Below are 17,403 nucleotides of genomic sequence, written 5' to 3'. Positions count from 1 at the left end.
AGAATAAGGCTACTAAAAAGGTGGAGATTATTTTGAAAAAGGGAGCAATTCTCTTATTAGCAAGTTCGCTACTTCTTTCTGGTTGTGGTGCAAATAGCAAAAAGGAATTAAAACCAACACCAAGTACAAAACAAACAGTAGGACAAAGTAATGATATTGAAGTAGAGAAGCTATCTCCAAGTCTAGAGGTCACAGAAGTGAATGGACTTGTAACGATGAAATATTCAATCCGTAATAATAATAAAATACCTGCGAATTTCACATTTTCTTCATCTCAAATCGTTGATTATACAATTAAAGATGAGAGTGGACAGGTAGTATATCAATCTTCAAAGGATATGGTATATGCGCAAGTTATTACAAACGTAACAATCCCAGAAGATCAAGTACAAGTTTGGCAAGAACAAGTTAACTTTGTTAATAAAAAACTTCCCTATGGTAATTATGAAGTTACAGCAAATATCGTTGCATCAAAGGTTAATGAGAAGAATCTAACTGGAGAAATTACACCTGTTACACAATCATTTTCTTATCAAAAACTTTCTTCAGTAAATGAAAATGGTTCGAAGATTATAGTAAGTGGTGAAAATGGGCAATACAAAATTAAAGGAACTTATTTATCGGAACAAGATACGATTTATTATTCAGTTGAAGACGGACATAATACTTTAATTGCTGAAACAGCTCTACCTATTAAGATTAGAACTGGTTCAATCAATTTGTTAGATTTCAATATCGATATTCCTAAAGAAAGTCTACCGACAAATGGGACTGTAACGCTGTATATTTACGAAAAAAATAAAGATAATCAAGTTTTAAAATCAATGAATGTTACATTACAACAAATTAAATAAAGAACAACCATAGGATAATTCCTATGGTTATTTTTTGTTTTCAAAGCTTTAATTAAGAGTTAAAGCTTTGTCTATTATTAGCTTTTCGCTCTTCAGCTTCAGCTAATGTAAAATGATAAGGGAACTTTTCAGAGTATTTTGTAACAGAATCAGAACTTTGTTGAATAAAGCGCTTAGACTTATTACTTTTGCCCATCATGATTCCCTCCTAAATAGGAAAGCTTTTTTGTAGTTGACTTCTTTAAAGAACTTCCAAATAGTAATTGATCAATATCAAAAAGTGGATAATCCTCTTGGTGAAGTCCTTAATAGAATGCACAAATCACAAATTGTTATGACTGGTTATTATTACTGATACTGTAATTATTTACATCATTGTGATTATAAGTTAAAAAAATCTTCCAAGAAAATAGCAATTCCATCGTTTTGATTAGATAATGTAGTGTGGTTAGCTATATTTTTTAATTGTTCAATTGCATTTGCCATTGCTACTCCATGTCCAGCATATTCAATCATTTCTAAATCGTTATCCTCATCTCCAAAAGCAATTATGTTTTTCCGAGGAATATTATAATGAGATGCTACTTTTTGTAATCCAATAGCTTTGTTCATGCCTGCTTTAACAATTTCGATAATGTGGTGGGGTGCTGCCCAACGACGGTGATCAATTACTTCAGCATGGACATTAGATAAATGTTTACGAATACTTGAAACATGAGCTTCATCACTATCAATTAAAAGACATGTAGGAGCATGAGTAAGATTTTTAACTAAATCCCCATGAATAATATCTTCTTTTAAGTAATGGAAAAGAGGGAGTATTTCTTCCTCATGTTTATCAGCATATACGTCGTCCATTACTTCTGCGTACATATTTTTCAATTCATACTCTCTACATGAACTAATTACTTCTTTTGCAACCTCTAAAGGTAAAGATTCATGAAAAACTCCCCATGAATCATCTAGAGGGTGATGAACATAAGCACCATTAAAGTTTACAATAGGAGTTGTAAGTTTTAATTGATCATAATACATTTTACTAGCTCTATAAGGTCTGCCGGTTGAAATGCATACTTCGTGACCTTGATACTTTAACTGTTGAATCACTTTTAAAGTGCGATCAGAAATTGTTTTTTCATCCGTTAATAAGGTGCCGTCTAAATCTAGTGCAATTAAGTGTTTTGTTTTCATATTCATCACCTTTTATTTTTTAATGTTATCTTTATGTTAATCTTTTTAAGAAAAAATATTATTGGGTAATAAACCAATAATTACTAATGATACCATCTTTTTTAAAGAAAAAACTTTTATTTTAGAGGAACAATAAGAACCTAAGATAGAAGGAGGAATGGATTATGGGTCAAGCACATCAATTTCGACCAGGCGATAAAGCACCGAATAATGGAGTATACGTAGAAATAGGTGAAACAGGAAGTAACGTAACGCGACCAAAACAAATTAAACTTCAAGCTGGAGAAGAGTTTCCAGAAACGCAAAACCATAATAGAAAATGGACATATAAATCAAAGTTTAAATAATTAAAAATTAACTTAGTGAAGCATCATTGAAAACTAGAGGAGATACTTGAGATTTTCAATAGAGAGAAATAAAAAAAGCGCTTTCGATTATCCGATCGATGGCGCTTTTTTTCGTTTACAATATACAAAATATTGAATTGACTTTATCAAAATTTTAGTATTTTATAAATGATCTATATCCTTAAATGGTGTCATATGTATGTACCAGGTTGAACGTTTTTGGGTGCTACAACATATGTTATATATAGATTTTAGTGGTGTTTTGCAACAGGTTCATTAGGAATTATAGCTTCACTAAGAACTGAAATCGCTACAGATAATACTACAGCCATAATTGAAGCAGTAGTGAAATTATATACACCGCCAGTCATTGAACTTAAAACGTAAGCTCCCATTTGGCATAAAATAAAGCTCCAGAACAATGTCATAATAAAACGCACTTTAATCACTCCTATCTAGTTGGTTCTTATCATATTATATACCTAGAAAATTGATAATTGAAGTTATAATTAAAAAGTTTTAATTAAAAAAAGAAACTTATGGATTTTTTCATACCTATTTTATATTTCCCTAAAAATACTACATTAATAATAAGGTGATAAGAATGCCTGTGACTGAGAGATTTTTTAAACAAGAAGACCAATATGCAGTTATTCATCTACCTATTAGACCGAATGGTTTCGGAGTTCTCTATGTCGGTGGGAATACACATTATGTAGATAATGATCATAGTTGCTTATTGCAGCATTTTGATAAAAGAAAACTACTATCAACTTTAACAGATGAAGGGTACACAGTATTCACTTCAAATTTATATGGGAAAAATTGGGGTTCTGATGATGCTGTTGAACTAGCAGAAAGCTTATATCATTCAGTTATTAGAAAAGAAATATTGAATCCATCGATCCATATTATTGGGGAAGGTACTGGTGCATTAGTAGTATGTAAATTACTTGGTCAATTAAAAGGAAATGTCAGAAGTATTTCATTACTAAATCCGTCGTTAAATATAAAGAATGAATTAGATCTAGAAAGGGAAAATAAATTTTTTTATAAGAGAACAGTTCATGAAATTTTGAAAGCATATAAAACGTCAGATATATATATGGTTATAGATAGAGAATGCTTTTTTTATGAAACAATCTCACCAATTAAAATTTATACGACAACAAGAAATCATTATAGATGGAAAAGTGATATTCGACTTTTAGAAGAAGAACGAAATAAAAATAATTTACCAATCTCAATTTTGATTTCATTAGAAGAGAAAAAATATGATTGTGGAAAAAACTTAATTAGGTTTTTAAAAAAATATCAAGATGTTTTATAGTCTCAATATTTTTTTGAATTGGCTCTGTTGATATTAATTGTTGATTTTAGNNTTGAGACCCGGAGGCTTGCTTAAGGAGGCTCAGGGTCACGCCCCTATGGAAAGCGAAGTACCTGGAATGGAAAATCAACATTCTTATTTAACAGAGCTTTTGAATTAATTGCAAAAAGAAGGAGGTTAATGATGAAAAGGTGTGCGGTTATAGGGTCCAGCGGATTTATTGGATATGAGTTAGTCTGTCAGCTAATGGAATATAATGATGTTTCTGCTGTAGTAATGGAAAAAGGTAATGAAAGTGATTTAATTAGTGAAGAAAAAATCTTCTCAATTGGAAGAAATGCAAGAGTTGTCTTTTTAGATGAGGAACAATTTATAGCAGAGAATGAACAATATGATACGATTTTTATTTGTCATTATTACGACGAACTGAAATTAAAAGGCACAATTAATAATCTAGAGTTTAAAGAACATCTATTTAAAAAAATTAGCTCAAAAAGTAAGGAAATTATTATCTTATTATCTGCAAAAAATGAATTAGCGTCCATAGAAAGAAATGTTAATGACTTAAATAAAAATATGGATTGCAATATTACTTATATTGAAATTCCATCTTTGTATGGACCTTGGGAGCCATCAACTGGTTTAGTACATGAATTAATCGTTCAAGAATTAGGAAAAAGAAATACATCAATAAAAAATGTATATGGATCAAGTGAAATACTATTTGTAGAAGATGTAGGTAAAGCAATTAGAATTATTTCAGAGAAGGAATTAAAAGAAGATAAATATATTATTACTGCTAAACAAAGTATGTACTTATCAGAGCACAGTAATTTCACAGGATTACAAAATATGATGGACGGACTAAAAATCGCGCCAATGAGAAATTCTTCAGAAGCAACTCCTTTTGTAATTATTAATACAACTTCATTTGAAGATGGTATCCAAAAGCAAAAACAGCAAATTCAACAGCATTTTCATCTTTACTAATTGAGATCATATAGTTTGTGTGCTCATAATGGGTTTTAAGTGTTTTTAGAAAAAATTCTCATATAGGGTTCATGAGTAAGGAAGAGAAGTGAGAACATAAAAAAACTACCTCATATAGGGTCATGGGTAAGAAAAATAGAGAGAAGATGAAAGAAACTTACTCATAGAAGGTTCATGAGTAGAAAGAAATTGAGAAAAAGAAAAAAGCTAACTCATAGAGGGTCCATGAGTAAGGAAAATACCAGAAGATGAAAATCCCTTACTAATCCGAGATAAATAAATGAATCAAAAAAGGGAATAGTTCGTTTTGTACTATTTCCTTTTTTGTATTAGCAATGTTAAAGTATTTTGTTGATTTTTCTATTAAATTAACTGCCAGTTTTAGTTGCATAAGAAATGTTATAATAATTCAGATAATATTATTAATTTTAGATTTGAAAGGACAACAAGATCTGTGGAAGAGTTTAATTAATAAGGTCTCAGATGAACCAGTATTTAATCAACCAGCTACACAAGAACAGTTGAAAGAAATTAATGACAAATTTAATTTGGAAATTACAAACGAGTTAGTCAATCTACTAAAAGAATCAAATGGAGTTGAAACTGAATGTGCAAGATTTTGGTCTTCAAATGAAATAATTGAAGAAAATATTGAACGAAGAACGCTTGAAGTTTATAAGGATTCCTACATGTCTTTCGATAGTCTATTATTTTTTGCTGACGCTGGAAATGGTGACTTTTTCGCATTTTCAATTATTAACGGTGACATTCAAAAAGATGATATTTACGTATGGAATCATGAAGACGATAGTCGAACATGGATCGCACCATCTTTAGAAGATTTTCTTGTTTGGTGGAGTGATGGGGAAATTAGTATATAATTCATTGTTTGTAAGATTAAGGAAAGGAATAAATGCCTTGAAGAGAATTATTGTTAGTCTATTGCTTTTAACCATAATAGTAGTTGCATACGTATTTATTATAAAACAAAAACCACCAATTGAAATTGGTAGGATAGTTCCTAATGATAATAATAAAGGGCTAGCCATTGAAACTGGTAATGTCGGGTTTAGTGATATTCACCTAAAGAAAATATTGATTAATAATAAAGAAGTTCCTGAAAAAACAAAAATTCAAATTGGATATGGATTTCAAGAGTACGATAGTTCTGAACTATTTGATTTTATAAACAAAAAAAATATAAAAGTTCAATCCATGGTAATAAAACCGAATACTTCACCGAAAAATTTGAATAAGAAACTAAACCAAGGCACTGTTTCAGCTAAAGACAAAGTATACGAGTTAAGTTTGTTACATAATAAAAAAATAAATAAAATTACACTTAAATACCGTTATTTAGGAGTTTCTTTTGAACAAGTAATTCATTATAACTAACTTAGGGGTTAGATGCAAAAAGTGACAGGTCCTAAAGGTTGTCTACTTTGACAACCTCTTATTTAGTATAAAATCAACATTTTAAATTATCAGAGACTTTGTATTAAATACTATTCGCTTGAACATTCAGCACTAGTTTTGTGGTTCTTTCAATAGAGTGGTATTCTTTATAAGAAATAATCAACTTTTTTACATTGCCTGGATTTTAAAAGATAAAAATGTAGACAAAGCACATATTATTTCATAAAATTAGTACCAGGTAATAATAAGAAGACATAAAAAATAAAAAAAGTAAGGCGGGGATATTCATGAATGCTGGAATTTTAGGTATTGGCTCATACGTACCCGAAAAAAAATTAACTAATTATGATTTAGAACAAATGATGGATACTTCAGATGAGTGGATTGTTAGTCGTACAGGAATTAAAGAAAGAAGAATTGCAAGTGACGAACAAGACACTTCTGATTTAGCATATGAAGCTGCTGTAGAAGCTTTAAAAGATGCAAACGTTAAGGCAGAAGAACTTGACTTAATTTTAGTTGGAACTGTTACTCCAGATAAGTCGTTTCCATCAGTTGCATGTGTAATTCAGGAAAAACTTGGAGCGAAAAATGCTGCTGCAATGGATATTAGTGCTGCTTGTGCTGGATTTATTTATGGAGTTGTTACTGCAGCTCAGTTTGTAAATTCTGGTACATACAGTAGAATTCTTGTAATTGGAGCTGAAAAGTTAACAAAAATTGTTAACTGGGAAGATCGAAATACAGCAGTTTTATTTGGTGACGGTGCAGGTGCAGCGGTTATCGGACCAGTAAGTGAAGGTAGAGGGATTCTTTCTTATGAGTTAGGTGCGGACGGTACAGGTGGAAAACACCTTTATAAAGGTGGAGATCACTTAGTGATGAATGGACGCGAAGTTTTTAAATTTGCTGTTCGTCAAATGGGAGATTCTTGTGAAAATGTATTAAAGTTAGCAGGATTAACAAAAGAAGAAGTAGATTTCTTAATTCCTCATCAAGCGAATACACGCATTATGGATGCAGCAAGAGAAAGATTACAGCTTCCTAAAGAAAAAATGAGTGTAATTATAGATCGTCATGGTAATACTTCTTCATCTTCAATTCCGATTGCATTGGTAGAAGAGTATAAAAAAGGCAATGTTAAAGAAGACGATGTATTAGTATTAGTTGGATTTGGCGGCGGATTAACTTGGGGTGCAATTGCACTAAGATTCGGAAGATAATCAGTTGAAGGGAGATTTTTAGATATGAAAAAACGAGTTGTTATTACAGGTTTAGGTGCAGTATCACCTATTGGTAATGATATAAATACTGTATGGGAAAGTTTAATGAATGGAAAGAGCGGAATTGGCGTTCTGACTCGAAAAGATCCTGCTAATTTTCCTGTTAAAGTTGCTGGAGAAGTAAAAGACTTTGATCCAGAAAAATATATTGATAAAAAAGAAGTAAAGCGTATGGACCGTTTTACTCATTATGCAATCGCAGCTTCAAAGATGGCTATTGAAGATGCTAATTTCACGATCAATGAAGAAAATGCTCCTAAAGTCGGAGTATGGATTGGTTCTGGTATTGGTGGTATGGAAACTTATGAGGAACAGTTTAATACGTTCCAAACGAAAGGTGCACGTCGAGTAAGCCCGTTCTTTATTCCTATGCTAATCCCAGATATGGCATCTGGACAAGTATCGATTTTAACAGGTGCAAAAGGTCCAAATGGTTGTACTGTTACAGCTTGTGCTTCTGGTGCAAGTTCGATTGGTGATGCATTCAAAATTATTCAACGTGGCGATGCAGTTGCGATGATTACTGGTGGAGCAGAAGCACCAATTACGGATATGGGTCTTGCTGGTTTCTGTGCGGCTAGAGCTTTATCATTAAATCCAGATCCAGAGTCAGCATGTCGTCCATTTGACAATGCTCGTGATGGCTTTATCATCGGTGAAGGTGCTGGTATTGTATTCCTAGAAGAATTAGAACACGCATTAGCTCGTGGTGCTAAAATTTATGCTGAAATCGTTGGATATGGAACAACTGGTGATGCGCACCATATTACGGCACCAGCTCCAGGAGGAGAAGGTGGCGCGCGTGCTATGAGAATGGCACTTGATGATGCTGGATTATCAGTTGAAGATATTCACTACATTAATGCACATGGAACAAGTACAGAATTAAACGATAAATTTGAAACGATGGCGATTAAAGAAGTATTTGGTGAACATGCATATAATGTACCAATTAGTTCAACAAAATCAATGACTGGTCATATGCTTGGAGCAGCTGGTGGTATTGAAGCAATTTTTACAGCATTAACAATCCATAATAAAGTAATTGCTCCAACAATTAACCACCAAGAAACAGATAGTGAATGTGATTTAGATTATGTACCTAATGTTGCTAGACCATATAACGTAAAGGCAGCGATTTCTAATTCATTAGGATTTGGTGGACATAATGTAACGTTAGCATTTAAAGAATTCACTAAATAAGTTTAATACAATGTCTGTAAGAAGCTTAGGATTTTCCTAAGCTTTTTTTATTGGTCTTATAAAACTGTTATCTTTAAATCCTTTTTTTTTTGTAACTTACAGTATTCATTTATCATACTTTATATTAAATTGAGGTGATTAACTTGGGGTAATGCCTACTTATAAATGGGTTGAATTTATAGAAGATAAACAAATGGTAATGAAAAAACTTCTACCTTATTTTCCGAAATATAATGAAGATCACCTATATAATTATCTTCTTTCCCACGGTTTAACGAGGCTATCAGTTGAAAGTAAAGATGATATGAAACAACTAGCAAAAAAAAATATATGGAAAAACCTTTCTAGTGAATTTGAGAAATTAAAAAGAGAATTCGATGGACCTGACATACCAATTTTTATTTTACCTTGCCACAGAACGAGAAGTATGTTTAAAAATACGATTTATCTTAGGGGAGGAATAGCCCATAAAAAATGTATTTGTTTATTTTTGTCCCCTTTAGAAGGAATTTTACAACATAAAGCAGTATTATTACATGAGTATCATCATATTGTAAGATTGACAAAGTTATACAAAAACAAAAAAGTCACATTACTGGATGCAATGATTTTAGAAGGATTAGCAGAAACTGCTGTTTTAGAAAAGTACGGAGAAGCAGTACAGGCGCCTTGGACAAATCAGTATTCCTCAAAGCAATGTGAATTATATTATAAAAAATATTTAATTGATAAACTTGATATAACAAGTAATGATGATAATTTTTCAAAATACTTGTATGGTGGGAACGGAATTCCAAAATTATTGGGTTACAGTGTTGGATATGACATTGTTAAAAGTTGTACTGAGCAAACTGAATGGTCGACTGATATTCTTTTACGTACGCCAAGTAAAATGATAAAGGATAACGCAATACATTATATTTCCCTATGAATGCAAACGATTTTCGGAACATGAATATAATGTATTGCTTAATATTAAAGTAGCATCAAAGATACGAAAGATCATTGATGTTTTCATACTTTATTGACTAATTTTCATTCAGTTTGTAAAAACACTTTTTGTAATTCAGTAGAAAATGGAATAATTTAGTGAATCACTGACCATACTGAAAGTTACATACAGTTGTGAAGTGAGGGGTAGTAAATGTTGTATTTACATGATGTATGGGTCAATTGGTTTGAAGGTGAAGAAAATGGTTACAATGTCTGTCATTTTTTTGAATGGAGAAAAGATGATAGTGTTGAATTATTAGACCAAGTTCCAGTCATTAAAGTTACTCCAGAGATATATCAGTATATTGAAAATGAACTATTAGAGCTTCCTTCCGGTCTATTAACTGAAGTGTTTCAAAAGTCTTATGTAAGAAAGAATCATGAACGTATTCAACTGGATTATTGCTTCGTTGTAACTGATGGCAATGGAATTATTGCGGTTGACACAATTGGGTATAATATTCCAATTCGAAAAAGTCGTCTGATTCCAAGGCAAGAGCAAATGGTGTATGATATGACAGCTGAGATTGAAGAAGTTCACTATAATCTTCATAATTTAGTAAATGAAGAAAAGAAAGAGCATCATATTCTATCTCCGTCGCCAATCATTATGAGCGGACTAACTAGAAAAGAAAGACAACTAAAGCAGTTATTATTTATGGCATTAGATCAACTCCATTCATCAAAAAATCCTTCGGAAATTCGATATTGGTACACTGAGTGGAATCCAACATCGTATCAGCAAATTCAGGATTTGTCATTTGAGGATATTTGGTCTCAACTTTATGACGAAATAAAGAGTGGATGGACAGATCGCCATGAGCAATTATGTGGAAGAATCGTTAAAGGTCAACCTTTCTTTGAAAAACTATGGGAAATGGAACACGAACAAAAAGTTAATTAAAAAAGAGGCTATAAACAGGAAAAAAGAAGAAGACCCACGAAGATGATAAAGATCTTTGTGGGTTTTCTTGTGTTTTACTTGAAAAGAAACAAACTAAAATCAGCTCATATGTACAAATGACATACGTATCTTAAAGCAAAAAAAGGGTCTCTAAAGCTCTTTAACTTTGAGACAACCCTATTTTTTTCGTTTATGTTTTTCTTTAAAAACATGATTTATTTTTTTCTCTTGCGACCTAATCCCATAGCATTTTCCATTTTTTTAATCATTTTATTTGCAACAGCATTTGCTTTTGCAGCTCCTGCATCTAAAATATCGTCTAATTCATCTGATGAGATTATTTCTTTATATCGCTCCTGTAATGGTCGTAAACCGTTTACTACTACGTCAGCAACGTCTTGTTTGAATTCTCCGTAATTTTTACCAGCATATTTATTTTCTAATTCTTGGATTGTTTCACCAGTAAATGCTGAGTAGATGCTGAGTAAATTTGAAATACCAGGTTTATTTTCTTTATCATATTTAACAATGCCTTCAGAGTCAGTTACTGCACTTTTAATTTTCTTTTCGATTACTTTAGGCTCATCTAAAACAAAAATTGTAGCTTTTTGATTTTCATCAGACTTACTCATTTTTTTAGTTGGTTCAGCTAAACTCATAATTCTAGCTGCGTCTTTACTAATTCTTACTTCAGGTACAGTAAAGATATCATTATATTTCTTATTAAAACGCTCTGCAAGGTCACGTGTAAGCTCTAAATGTTGCTTTTGGTCATCTCCAACCGGAACTAAGTGAGTACCGTATAAAAGGATATCAGCAGCCATTAACGGCGGATAAGTTAATAAAGCAGCAGATACGCTATCTTTACCAGCTGATTTATCTTTAAACTGTGTCATACGCTCTAATTCCCCGATATATGATACACATTGCATCATCCATCCTGCTTGTGCGTGTGCAGGTACTTCTGATTGGATAAAAATAGTTGATTTTTCAGGGTCTAAACCAGCAGCTACATAGATTGCAGATAGACTTTGAATATTTTTACGTAAAGCCAGTCTATCTTGCGGTACTGTTATTGCGTGCTGATCCACAATACAGAAATAACAATTATAATCGTTTTGTAATTCAATGAATTGTTTTACGGCACCTAAATAGTTACCTAATGTAATGCCTCCAGTTGATGTTGGTTGAATTCCGCTAAAAATTGTTTGCATCTTAAAATCCTCCTAAAAAAGCTAATTAAAATAAAAAAAGCGGTATAATCTCTCTACTAAATAGAGACGATTAAACCGCGGTACCACTCTAGTTATTCCAATACAGGAATCACTCATGCATGAAAACATGCTCTCATCTATCGTTTGAGTTACGTCGAAGCCTACTATTAATATACGTTCGGTTCGAAGCTCAGAAGTCCATTCGACAGGGAGCATGACTTGTTTTCACCATCCACAAGTTCTCTAAACATGCTAAAGCTGTGTACTACTCTTCGTCATAGCTTTTATATACTTTCTATAGATAATATCTTAATTATATTCAACTTTCAAGATGTTGATACATCATTTATGAAATAATCATAAAGCTGAATAAAAAAGATAGGATAACTAGTGTAATCGAAGTCATAAGTAGTGGCTTTGTAACTGAAAAATTATATCTTCTATAGATCATATCCTTTTTTACTGTAAGTGACTCATCACCAGTCATTTCTGCCATTTGTTGATCTCTTGTTCCGAATACTTTACGTATTCCATAACGAGTAATATTGAAGAATCCACTTTGAACAATTAATAAGAATCCACCAATAACAAATAAAGTTAGTCCAATATAGAATATTGCGTTTGTAAAATGAAGGAAGAATTTTAAGGTTCCTTGTGTAAAAGATAAGATTGCTGCTAGTACAATTGCTGATATAACGGCGATAAAGTAGTGTTTCAACATGTAATTAGTGATCCTCCTATTGGAAAGAATTATATATTGTAGACCTAATGATGCTATACTATAATAACATTGTAAACAGTTTCAACTATTTCTTTCAACATTATTTCAAATTGTTGACATTTTTAAGAGTATTCTCTTAATTTTAACAAATTATTTAATTTTATTTGTCAAAATTGTTGTAAAACTCTTATAAAAATGTATAATAAAATTTGTAGAAAAAAATCGATACTTATCGAAAATTCTACTATAAAAATTCAGAATTGTATATTAACTTTCTGCATTTTAACCTACATTGCTTAAGAATCTTAGGGGGTATACATCATGGATTGTGAGATATGTTTTGTTAAATAAATTTGTTATAGTGATATTTTAAATTGGAATTCAAATTAGGCAATTATTTATTTACCAAAATTATGTATAAATATCTAAATAAACAAATTTCTATAAAGTTCCCAGTTCAATTTTAATAGGGAGAAAATGTCAGGAAAAATCTGTTTAGAATAATAATTTAGAATTTTCCAGTAAAAAAATATTGACCAAAAGCGTCATTGCGAATACGCTTACATTGTTGGAAAAAAAAGCTTAAGCAAAAATCTACAACATTTTTACAAGAAATGAAATAACTGGTTTAAATGTTTAACCCCATGTTTGAGAATAATATGGACAAGGAATTAAATCGATCGAATATGTTACAGATTAATAATTGGTATTAAGAGTATGTGGAAAAATCCAAATGCTCCATTTTTGAAGTGAATTATCAAAAAATATAAAAAATATAAATTTTTTTAAATAAATAAGGGGGTGCTGTTGTGGGACGTTACGTGCTACAGAGATTTATTTACATGTTTGTCACACTATTTTTGATTTGTACTGTTACATTTTTCTTAATGAAGTTGTTACCAGGTTCACCATTGAAAAATCCAGAGAAATTAACGCCTGAACAAAAACAATTGATCTTCGTTAAATTTGGGTTAGATAAGCCAGTACCAGTTCAGTATGCAAATTACATGAAGAATCTAGCAACAGGTGATTTAGGAGTTTCATATAAATACGATAACCGTAAAGTAACTGATATGATCAAAACTCGTATTGGTCCATCAGCTCAATTAGGTGCTCAAGCACTATTATTAGGAACATTTATTGGTTTAATGTTCGGTATTATAGCCGCATTAAAAAAGAATACGATATGGGACTATGGTTCTACTGTTCTAGCAGTTTTAGGTATCTCGATACCATCATTCGTATTCGGGGCAGTATTACAGTATTATTTAGCAGTAAAATTACATTTGTTCCCGGTAGCATATTGGGAAAGCTTTAAATACACAATTTTACCGACAATTGCATTGTCAGTATTCGTTACAGCAACTGTAGCTCGATTCTCTAGAACTGAGTTAATCGAAGTTATGAACTCAGAATATATCGTAACTGCAAAAGCAAAAGGTATTTCTCAATTAGGCGTAATCGTTAAACACGCCCTGCGAAATGCATTAATCCCAGTTATTACAATTTTAGGCCCAATGGCTGTAAACTTAATGACGGGTACATTAGTTATTGAAAACATGTTTGCTGTACCTGGACTAGGTTCTCAATTCGTTAACTCAATCGTAACAAATGACTACACAGTTATCATGGGTACAACAATTTTCTATAGTGCATTACTTTTAATCGTAATCTTCTTAGTTGATATTTTATACGGTGTAATTGATCCACGTATCCGTTTAGCAGGGGGGAAATAAATAATGAATAACAACACAGCTCAAAAAATTTCATCTGATTTATTCCAACCTGCAAACGTAGATTTGAATAATGCAGATAAAATTTCTAGACCTTCAGATTCATTCTGGAAAGATGCTCGTAGACGTTTTGTGAAAAATAAAGGTGCTATGTTTGGCTTTATTGTTCTAGGCATCTTATTAATCTTCACATTATTTGGTCCAATGATGAGTGGACATTCTTATAAAGAACAAGATTTAAAAAGATCGAAATTGCCACCAAAAATTGGTGTATTAGAAAATGTAAAATTCTTACCATTTGATGGAATTGATCAATATGGAAATGACGTTTATAAAGATAAGAATATTAAAGAAAACTTCTGGTTTGGTACTGACGACTTAGGTCGTGACCTTTTCACAAGAACTTGGGCTGGTGCTCGAGTATCGATTTTAATTGGATTACTAGCAGCAGTAATTGATTGTGTTATTGGGGTAGCATTCGGGGGGATCTCAGGATTCTTTGGTGGTCGAACAGATACAATCATGCAACGTATAGCTGAAGTATTAATGGGAGTTCCATATCTAATCGTAGTTATCCTATTCATCTTAGTATTTAAAAACCCAGGTATTCTTTCAATTGCTTTAGCGATGGTAATAACAGGTTGGGTAGGTATGTCCCGTATCGTACGTGGTCAAATGTTAAAATTAAAAAATCAAGAGTTCGTTTTAGCTTCAAGAACATTAGGAGCAACAAATGCTCAATTAATTGCAAAACATTTAATTCCAAATATTATGGGTCCAATCATTGTAATGATGATGTTCACAATTCCAAGTGCAATCTTCGCTGAAGCATTCTTAAGCTTTATCGGTCTAGGTATTGCACCACCGAAAGCATCATTAGGTTCTTTAGTAAGTGATGGCTTCAAGTCATTACAAACTTTCCCACATATGATGATTATTCCGGCGATTGTAATCAGCTTATTAATCTTAAGTTTCAACTTAATTGCTGACGGATTACGCGACGCTTTAGATCCAAAGAGTAAGTAATATTTGAGAGGAGAATGAACGATGAGTAAATTATTAGAAGTAAAAGATTTATGTGTCTCCTTTTATACTCATGCTGGTGAAGTTCAAGCGGTACGCGGAGTTTCATTTGATCTTAAAAAAGGTGAGACATTAGCAATTGTAGGTGAATCTGGTTCAGGTAAATCAGTTACATCAAAAGCATTAATGGGGTTAATTCCAAACCCACCAGGTAAAATTAAGAGCGGTGAAATCTTATTCGATGGAAAAGATTTAGCTAAATTAAATGAAAAAGAAATGCAAGGTATTCGCGGGAAAGAAATTTCAATGATTTTCCAAGATCCTATGACTTCTTTAAATCCTGTATTAACAATTGGATATCAAATTACAGAAGGTCTAATTAAGCATCAAAAAATGAGTAAAACTGAAGCAAAGAAAATTGCTTTAGAATTAATAAATCTAGTTGGTATTCCAAATCCTGAAGCACGTTTTAAGCAATATCCACACCAATTCTCAGGTGGTATGAGACAACGTGTTGTTATCGCGATGGCGCTTGCATGTAATCCAAAATTATTAATCGCCGATGAGCCAACAACAGCTCTTGACGTTACAATTCAGGCTCAAATTCTTGAGTTAATGAAAGAAATTCAAAGAAAAACTGATTCAGCAATTATCTTTATTACACATGATTTAGGTGTAGTTGCGAATGTTGCAGATAAAGTTGCAGTTATGTATGCAGGTAAAGTAGTTGAAATTGGAACTGTAGACGATATTTTCTACAATCCAAAACACCCTTACACTTGGGGACTTTTAGCTTCAATGCCAGATTTAGATAATGAACAAGGAGCAGATTTAGTAGCAATTCCTGGTACACCACCAGATTTATTAAATCCTCCAAAAGGTGATGCGTTTGCACCACGTAATCCAAATGCTTTAAAAATTGACTATGAAATGGAACCTCCTATGTTTAAAGTGTCTGATACACACTACGCTGCAACATGGTTATTACATGAGGATGCTCCAAAAGTTGAACCACCTGAAGCCGTTAAGAAGCGTATTCAACGAATGAAGGAAGGTGAAGTAAATGTCAAATAAAGCAGAAAAATTAGTTGAAGTTAAAAATTTAAAACAATACTTTAATACAGGTAAAACAACTGTTAAAGCAATCGATGATGTTACATTTGACATTTTCCGTGGTGAAACATTCGGATTAGTAGGTGAATCAGGTTCTGGTAAATCTACAACTGGACGTGCAATCATTCGATTATACAATGCGACTGATGGACAAGTTATTTTCGATGGTGAAGATGTTCACGGTAAGAAAAGTAGTAAAGAGTTAAAGAAATTTAACCGTCGTATGCAAATGATTTTCCAAGATCCATACGCTTCATTAAACCCGCGTATGAAAGTAGCAGATATCATTGCTGAAGGTATTGATATCCATGGCTTAGCTCGTAACAAAGATGAGCGCATGAAAATGGTTTATGACTTACTTGAAACAGTAGGGTTAAATAAAGAACACGCAAACCGTTTCCCACATGAATTCTCAGGTGGACAACGTCAACGTATTGGTATTGCAAGAGCACTTGCTGTACAACCAGACTTTATTATCGCCGATGAGCCAATTTCTGCTCTTGACGTATCAATCCAAGCTCAGGTTGTAAACTTAATGAAGAAGCTTCAAAAGGAAAAAGGTTTAACATATCTATTTATCGCCCATGACTTATCAATGGTTAAGTACATTAGTGACCGTATCGGTGTAATGTACCACGGTAAAATTGTTGAGCTTGCAGATAGTAATGAATTATATGATTACCCAATGCATCCTTACACAAAATCTTTATTATCAGCAATTCCGCTTCCAGATCCTGATTATGAGCGCAATCGTAAACGTATCGTTTATGATCCAAAACAACACGATTATTCAAACGAACAACCACAATTACGTGAAGTTCGTCCTGGACACTTCGTACTTTGCTCTGAAGCAGAATTTAAAAATTATCAACAAATGTATAAATAAAAAAAATCCTAGTGAGCTTATCACTAGGATTTTTTTTATGCTGTTGAAAAAAGAACTTGTCAATTATTACAGGAAATTATCACTGATAAGTAGGTTATGTGATGTTGATTTCCACTACAGGTGCTCGCTTTCCATGGGGGGAGATTCTTAAGCCTCCTCGTCGTACCTCCTGTGGGGTCTCAGGCTTCCCGCATTTCCCATA

General features: G+C 32.4%; 19 protein-coding genes and 1 other annotated feature. Of the genes, 14 read left to right on the top strand and 5 right to left on the bottom strand.

Annotation, left to right across the window (positions count from 1 at the left end):
• Nucleotides 1-32 precede the first annotated feature (32 nt).
• Nucleotides 33-854, top strand: coding sequence for a BsuPI-related putative proteinase inhibitor (locus COC46_RS12010; protein WP_098809955.1), 822 nt, complete (start codon nucleotides 33-35; stop codon nucleotides 852-854).
• 52 nt (nucleotides 855-906) lie between these two features.
• On the opposite strand, the gene COC46_RS22190 is transcribed toward COC46_RS12010, so the two are convergent.
• Nucleotides 907-1,050, bottom strand: coding sequence for a hypothetical protein (locus COC46_RS22190; RefSeq protein WP_176545136.1), 144 nt, complete (start codon nucleotides 1,048-1,050; stop codon nucleotides 907-909).
• Between the two features lie 185 nt (nucleotides 1,051-1,235).
• Complete coding sequence (locus COC46_RS12005) at nucleotides 1,236-2,045, bottom strand: Cof-type HAD-IIB family hydrolase (protein ID WP_098809954.1); 810 nt, start codon at nucleotides 2,043-2,045, stop codon at nucleotides 1,236-1,238.
• Nucleotides 2,046-2,209: 164 nt separating this feature from the next.
• Between COC46_RS12005 and COC46_RS12000 the strand changes: the two genes are divergently transcribed.
• Nucleotides 2,210-2,392, top strand: a complete 183-nt coding sequence (locus COC46_RS12000) for a YjzC family protein (protein WP_098809953.1) — start codon at nucleotides 2,210-2,212, stop codon at nucleotides 2,390-2,392.
• A gap of 251 nt (nucleotides 2,393-2,643) precedes the next feature.
• Here COC46_RS12000 and COC46_RS11995 read toward each other — a convergent pair whose 3' ends face one another.
• A complete protein-coding gene (locus tag COC46_RS11995; protein ID WP_098809952.1) occupies nucleotides 2,644-2,832 on the bottom strand; it encodes a YjzD family protein in 189 nt (62 codons plus the stop codon).
• Between the two features lie 164 nt (nucleotides 2,833-2,996).
• On the opposite strand from COC46_RS11995, the gene COC46_RS11990 reads away from it, so the two are divergent.
• The 8 genes from COC46_RS11990 (at nucleotide 2,997) to COC46_RS11955 (ending at nucleotide 10,511) form a co-directional block, all read left to right on the top strand.
• Nucleotides 2,997-3,722 carry an alpha/beta fold hydrolase gene (locus tag COC46_RS11990; protein WP_098809951.1) on the top strand — a complete coding sequence of 242 codons (726 nt, stop codon included), beginning with the start codon at nucleotides 2,997-2,999 and terminating at the stop codon, nucleotides 3,720-3,722.
• 183 nt (nucleotides 3,723-3,905) lie between these two features.
• Nucleotides 3,906-4,712: a hypothetical protein gene (locus tag COC46_RS11985; RefSeq protein WP_098809950.1), complete on the top strand. Its 807-nt coding sequence runs from the start codon at nucleotides 3,906-3,908 to the stop codon at nucleotides 4,710-4,712.
• A 452-nt stretch (nucleotides 4,713-5,164) separates the two neighbouring features.
• A complete protein-coding gene (locus COC46_RS11980) occupies nucleotides 5,165-5,593 on the top strand; it encodes an SMI1/KNR4 family protein (protein WP_176545137.1) in 429 nt (142 codons plus the stop codon).
• The gene (locus tag COC46_RS11975; protein ID WP_098809948.1) at nucleotides 5,574-6,107 is read left to right on the top strand and encodes a hypothetical protein; all 534 of its coding nucleotides are present in this window, start codon (nucleotides 5,574-5,576) and stop codon (nucleotides 6,105-6,107) included. The genes COC46_RS11980 and COC46_RS11975 overlap by 20 nt, the downstream gene beginning before the upstream one ends.
• A 308-nt stretch (nucleotides 6,108-6,415) precedes the next feature.
• Nucleotides 6,416-7,351, top strand: coding sequence for a beta-ketoacyl-ACP synthase III (locus COC46_RS11970; RefSeq protein WP_098809947.1), 936 nt, complete (start codon nucleotides 6,416-6,418; stop codon nucleotides 7,349-7,351).
• Between the two features lie 24 nt (nucleotides 7,352-7,375).
• A complete protein-coding gene (gene fabF / locus COC46_RS11965) occupies nucleotides 7,376-8,614 on the top strand; it encodes a beta-ketoacyl-ACP synthase II (protein ID WP_098809946.1) in 1,239 nt (412 codons plus the stop codon).
• Between the two features lie 151 nt (nucleotides 8,615-8,765).
• Entirely contained in the window at nucleotides 8,766-9,545 is a 780-nt protein-coding gene (locus COC46_RS11960; protein ID WP_098809945.1) for a DUF2268 domain-containing putative Zn-dependent protease, read from the top strand.
• Between the two features lie 213 nt (nucleotides 9,546-9,758).
• Nucleotides 9,759-10,511, top strand: a complete 753-nt coding sequence (locus tag COC46_RS11955) for a YjbA family protein (protein WP_098809944.1) — start codon at nucleotides 9,759-9,761, stop codon at nucleotides 10,509-10,511.
• A gap of 215 nt (nucleotides 10,512-10,726) precedes the next feature.
• Here COC46_RS11955 and trpS read toward each other — a convergent pair whose 3' ends face one another.
• Both trpS and COC46_RS11945 read right to left on the bottom strand, forming a co-directional pair.
• The gene (trpS, locus tag COC46_RS11950) at nucleotides 10,727-11,725 is read right to left on the bottom strand and encodes a tryptophan--tRNA ligase (protein ID WP_098809943.1); all 999 of its coding nucleotides are present in this window, start codon (nucleotides 11,723-11,725) and stop codon (nucleotides 10,727-10,729) included.
• Between the two features lie 59 nt (nucleotides 11,726-11,784).
• Nucleotides 11,785-12,013, bottom strand: a binding site (T-box leader).
• Between the two features lie 58 nt (nucleotides 12,014-12,071).
• Nucleotides 12,072-12,446: a DUF3899 domain-containing protein gene (locus COC46_RS11945; RefSeq protein WP_098809942.1), complete on the bottom strand. Its 375-nt coding sequence runs from the start codon at nucleotides 12,444-12,446 to the stop codon at nucleotides 12,072-12,074.
• Nucleotides 12,447-13,255: 809 nt separating this feature from the next.
• On the opposite strand from COC46_RS11945, the gene opp3b reads away from it, so the two are divergent.
• From opp3b to COC46_RS11925, 4 genes are read left to right on the top strand one after another with little or no spacing between them, the layout of a single operon-like run.
• Entirely contained in the window at nucleotides 13,256-14,182 is a 927-nt protein-coding gene (opp3b, locus tag COC46_RS11940; protein ID WP_098809941.1) for an oligopeptide ABC transporter permease, read from the top strand.
• Between the two features lie 3 nt (nucleotides 14,183-14,185).
• Nucleotides 14,186-15,205: an oligopeptide ABC transporter permease gene (gene opp3C / locus COC46_RS11935; RefSeq protein WP_098809940.1), complete on the top strand. Its 1,020-nt coding sequence runs from the start codon at nucleotides 14,186-14,188 to the stop codon at nucleotides 15,203-15,205.
• A 21-nt stretch (nucleotides 15,206-15,226) separates the two neighbouring features.
• A complete protein-coding gene (locus COC46_RS11930) occupies nucleotides 15,227-16,276 on the top strand; it encodes an ABC transporter ATP-binding protein (RefSeq protein WP_098809939.1) in 1,050 nt (349 codons plus the stop codon).
• Nucleotides 16,266-17,201 (top strand): ABC transporter ATP-binding protein, encoded by a 936-nt coding sequence (locus COC46_RS11925; RefSeq protein ID WP_098809938.1) that lies wholly within the window; start codon nucleotides 16,266-16,268, stop codon nucleotides 17,199-17,201. Before COC46_RS11930 ends, COC46_RS11925 begins: the two co-directional genes overlap by 11 nt.
• The last annotated feature ends 202 nt before the right edge of the window (nucleotides 17,202-17,403 follow it).

It is taken from the genome of Bacillus sp. AFS041924, from assembly GCF_002577195.1.
Taxonomy (GTDB): domain Bacteria; phylum Bacillota; class Bacilli; order Bacillales; family Bacillaceae_G; genus Gottfriedia.
Note: the sequence above shows the minus strand (reverse complement) of the source record. Positions and strands in the feature narration are given on the sequence as shown.

Bases quoted from the DNA above. Each gene is read 5' to 3' on its own strand.
- trpS (WP_098809943.1), bottom strand. From the start codon at position 11,725: ATGCAAACAATTTTTAGCGGAATTCAACCAACATCAACTGGAGGCATT.
- COC46_RS11925 (WP_098809938.1), top strand. From the start codon at position 16,266: ATGTCAAATAAAGCAGAAAAATTAGTTGAAGTTAAAAATTTAAAACAA.
- COC46_RS11945 (WP_098809942.1), bottom strand. From the start codon at position 12,446: ATGTTGAAACACTACTTTATCGCCGTTATATCAGCAATTGTACTAGCA.
- COC46_RS11970 (WP_098809947.1), top strand. From the start codon at position 6,416: ATGAATGCTGGAATTTTAGGTATTGGCTCATACGTACCCGAAAAAAAA.
- opp3C (WP_098809940.1), top strand. From the start codon at position 14,186: ATGAATAACAACACAGCTCAAAAAATTTCATCTGATTTATTCCAACCT.
- COC46_RS12000 (WP_098809953.1), top strand. From the start codon at position 2,210: ATGGGTCAAGCACATCAATTTCGACCAGGCGATAAAGCACCGAATAAT.
- fabF (WP_098809946.1), top strand. From the start codon at position 7,376: ATGAAAAAACGAGTTGTTATTACAGGTTTAGGTGCAGTATCACCTATT.
- COC46_RS11975 (WP_098809948.1), top strand. From the start codon at position 5,574: ATGGGGAAATTAGTATATAATTCATTGTTTGTAAGATTAAGGAAAGGA.
- COC46_RS11930 (WP_098809939.1), top strand. From the start codon at position 15,227: ATGAGTAAATTATTAGAAGTAAAAGATTTATGTGTCTCCTTTTATACT.
- COC46_RS22190 (WP_176545136.1), bottom strand. From the start codon at position 1,050: ATGGGCAAAAGTAATAAGTCTAAGCGCTTTATTCAACAAAGTTCTGAT.
- COC46_RS12005 (WP_098809954.1), bottom strand. From the start codon at position 2,045: ATGAAAACAAAACACTTAATTGCACTAGATTTAGACGGCACCTTATTA.
- COC46_RS11990 (WP_098809951.1), top strand. From the start codon at position 2,997: ATGCCTGTGACTGAGAGATTTTTTAAACAAGAAGACCAATATGCAGTT.
- COC46_RS11985 (WP_098809950.1), top strand. From the start codon at position 3,906: ATGAAAAGGTGTGCGGTTATAGGGTCCAGCGGATTTATTGGATATGAG.
- COC46_RS11955 (WP_098809944.1), top strand. From the start codon at position 9,759: ATGTTGTATTTACATGATGTATGGGTCAATTGGTTTGAAGGTGAAGAA.
- COC46_RS11960 (WP_098809945.1), top strand. From the start codon at position 8,766: ATGCCTACTTATAAATGGGTTGAATTTATAGAAGATAAACAAATGGTA.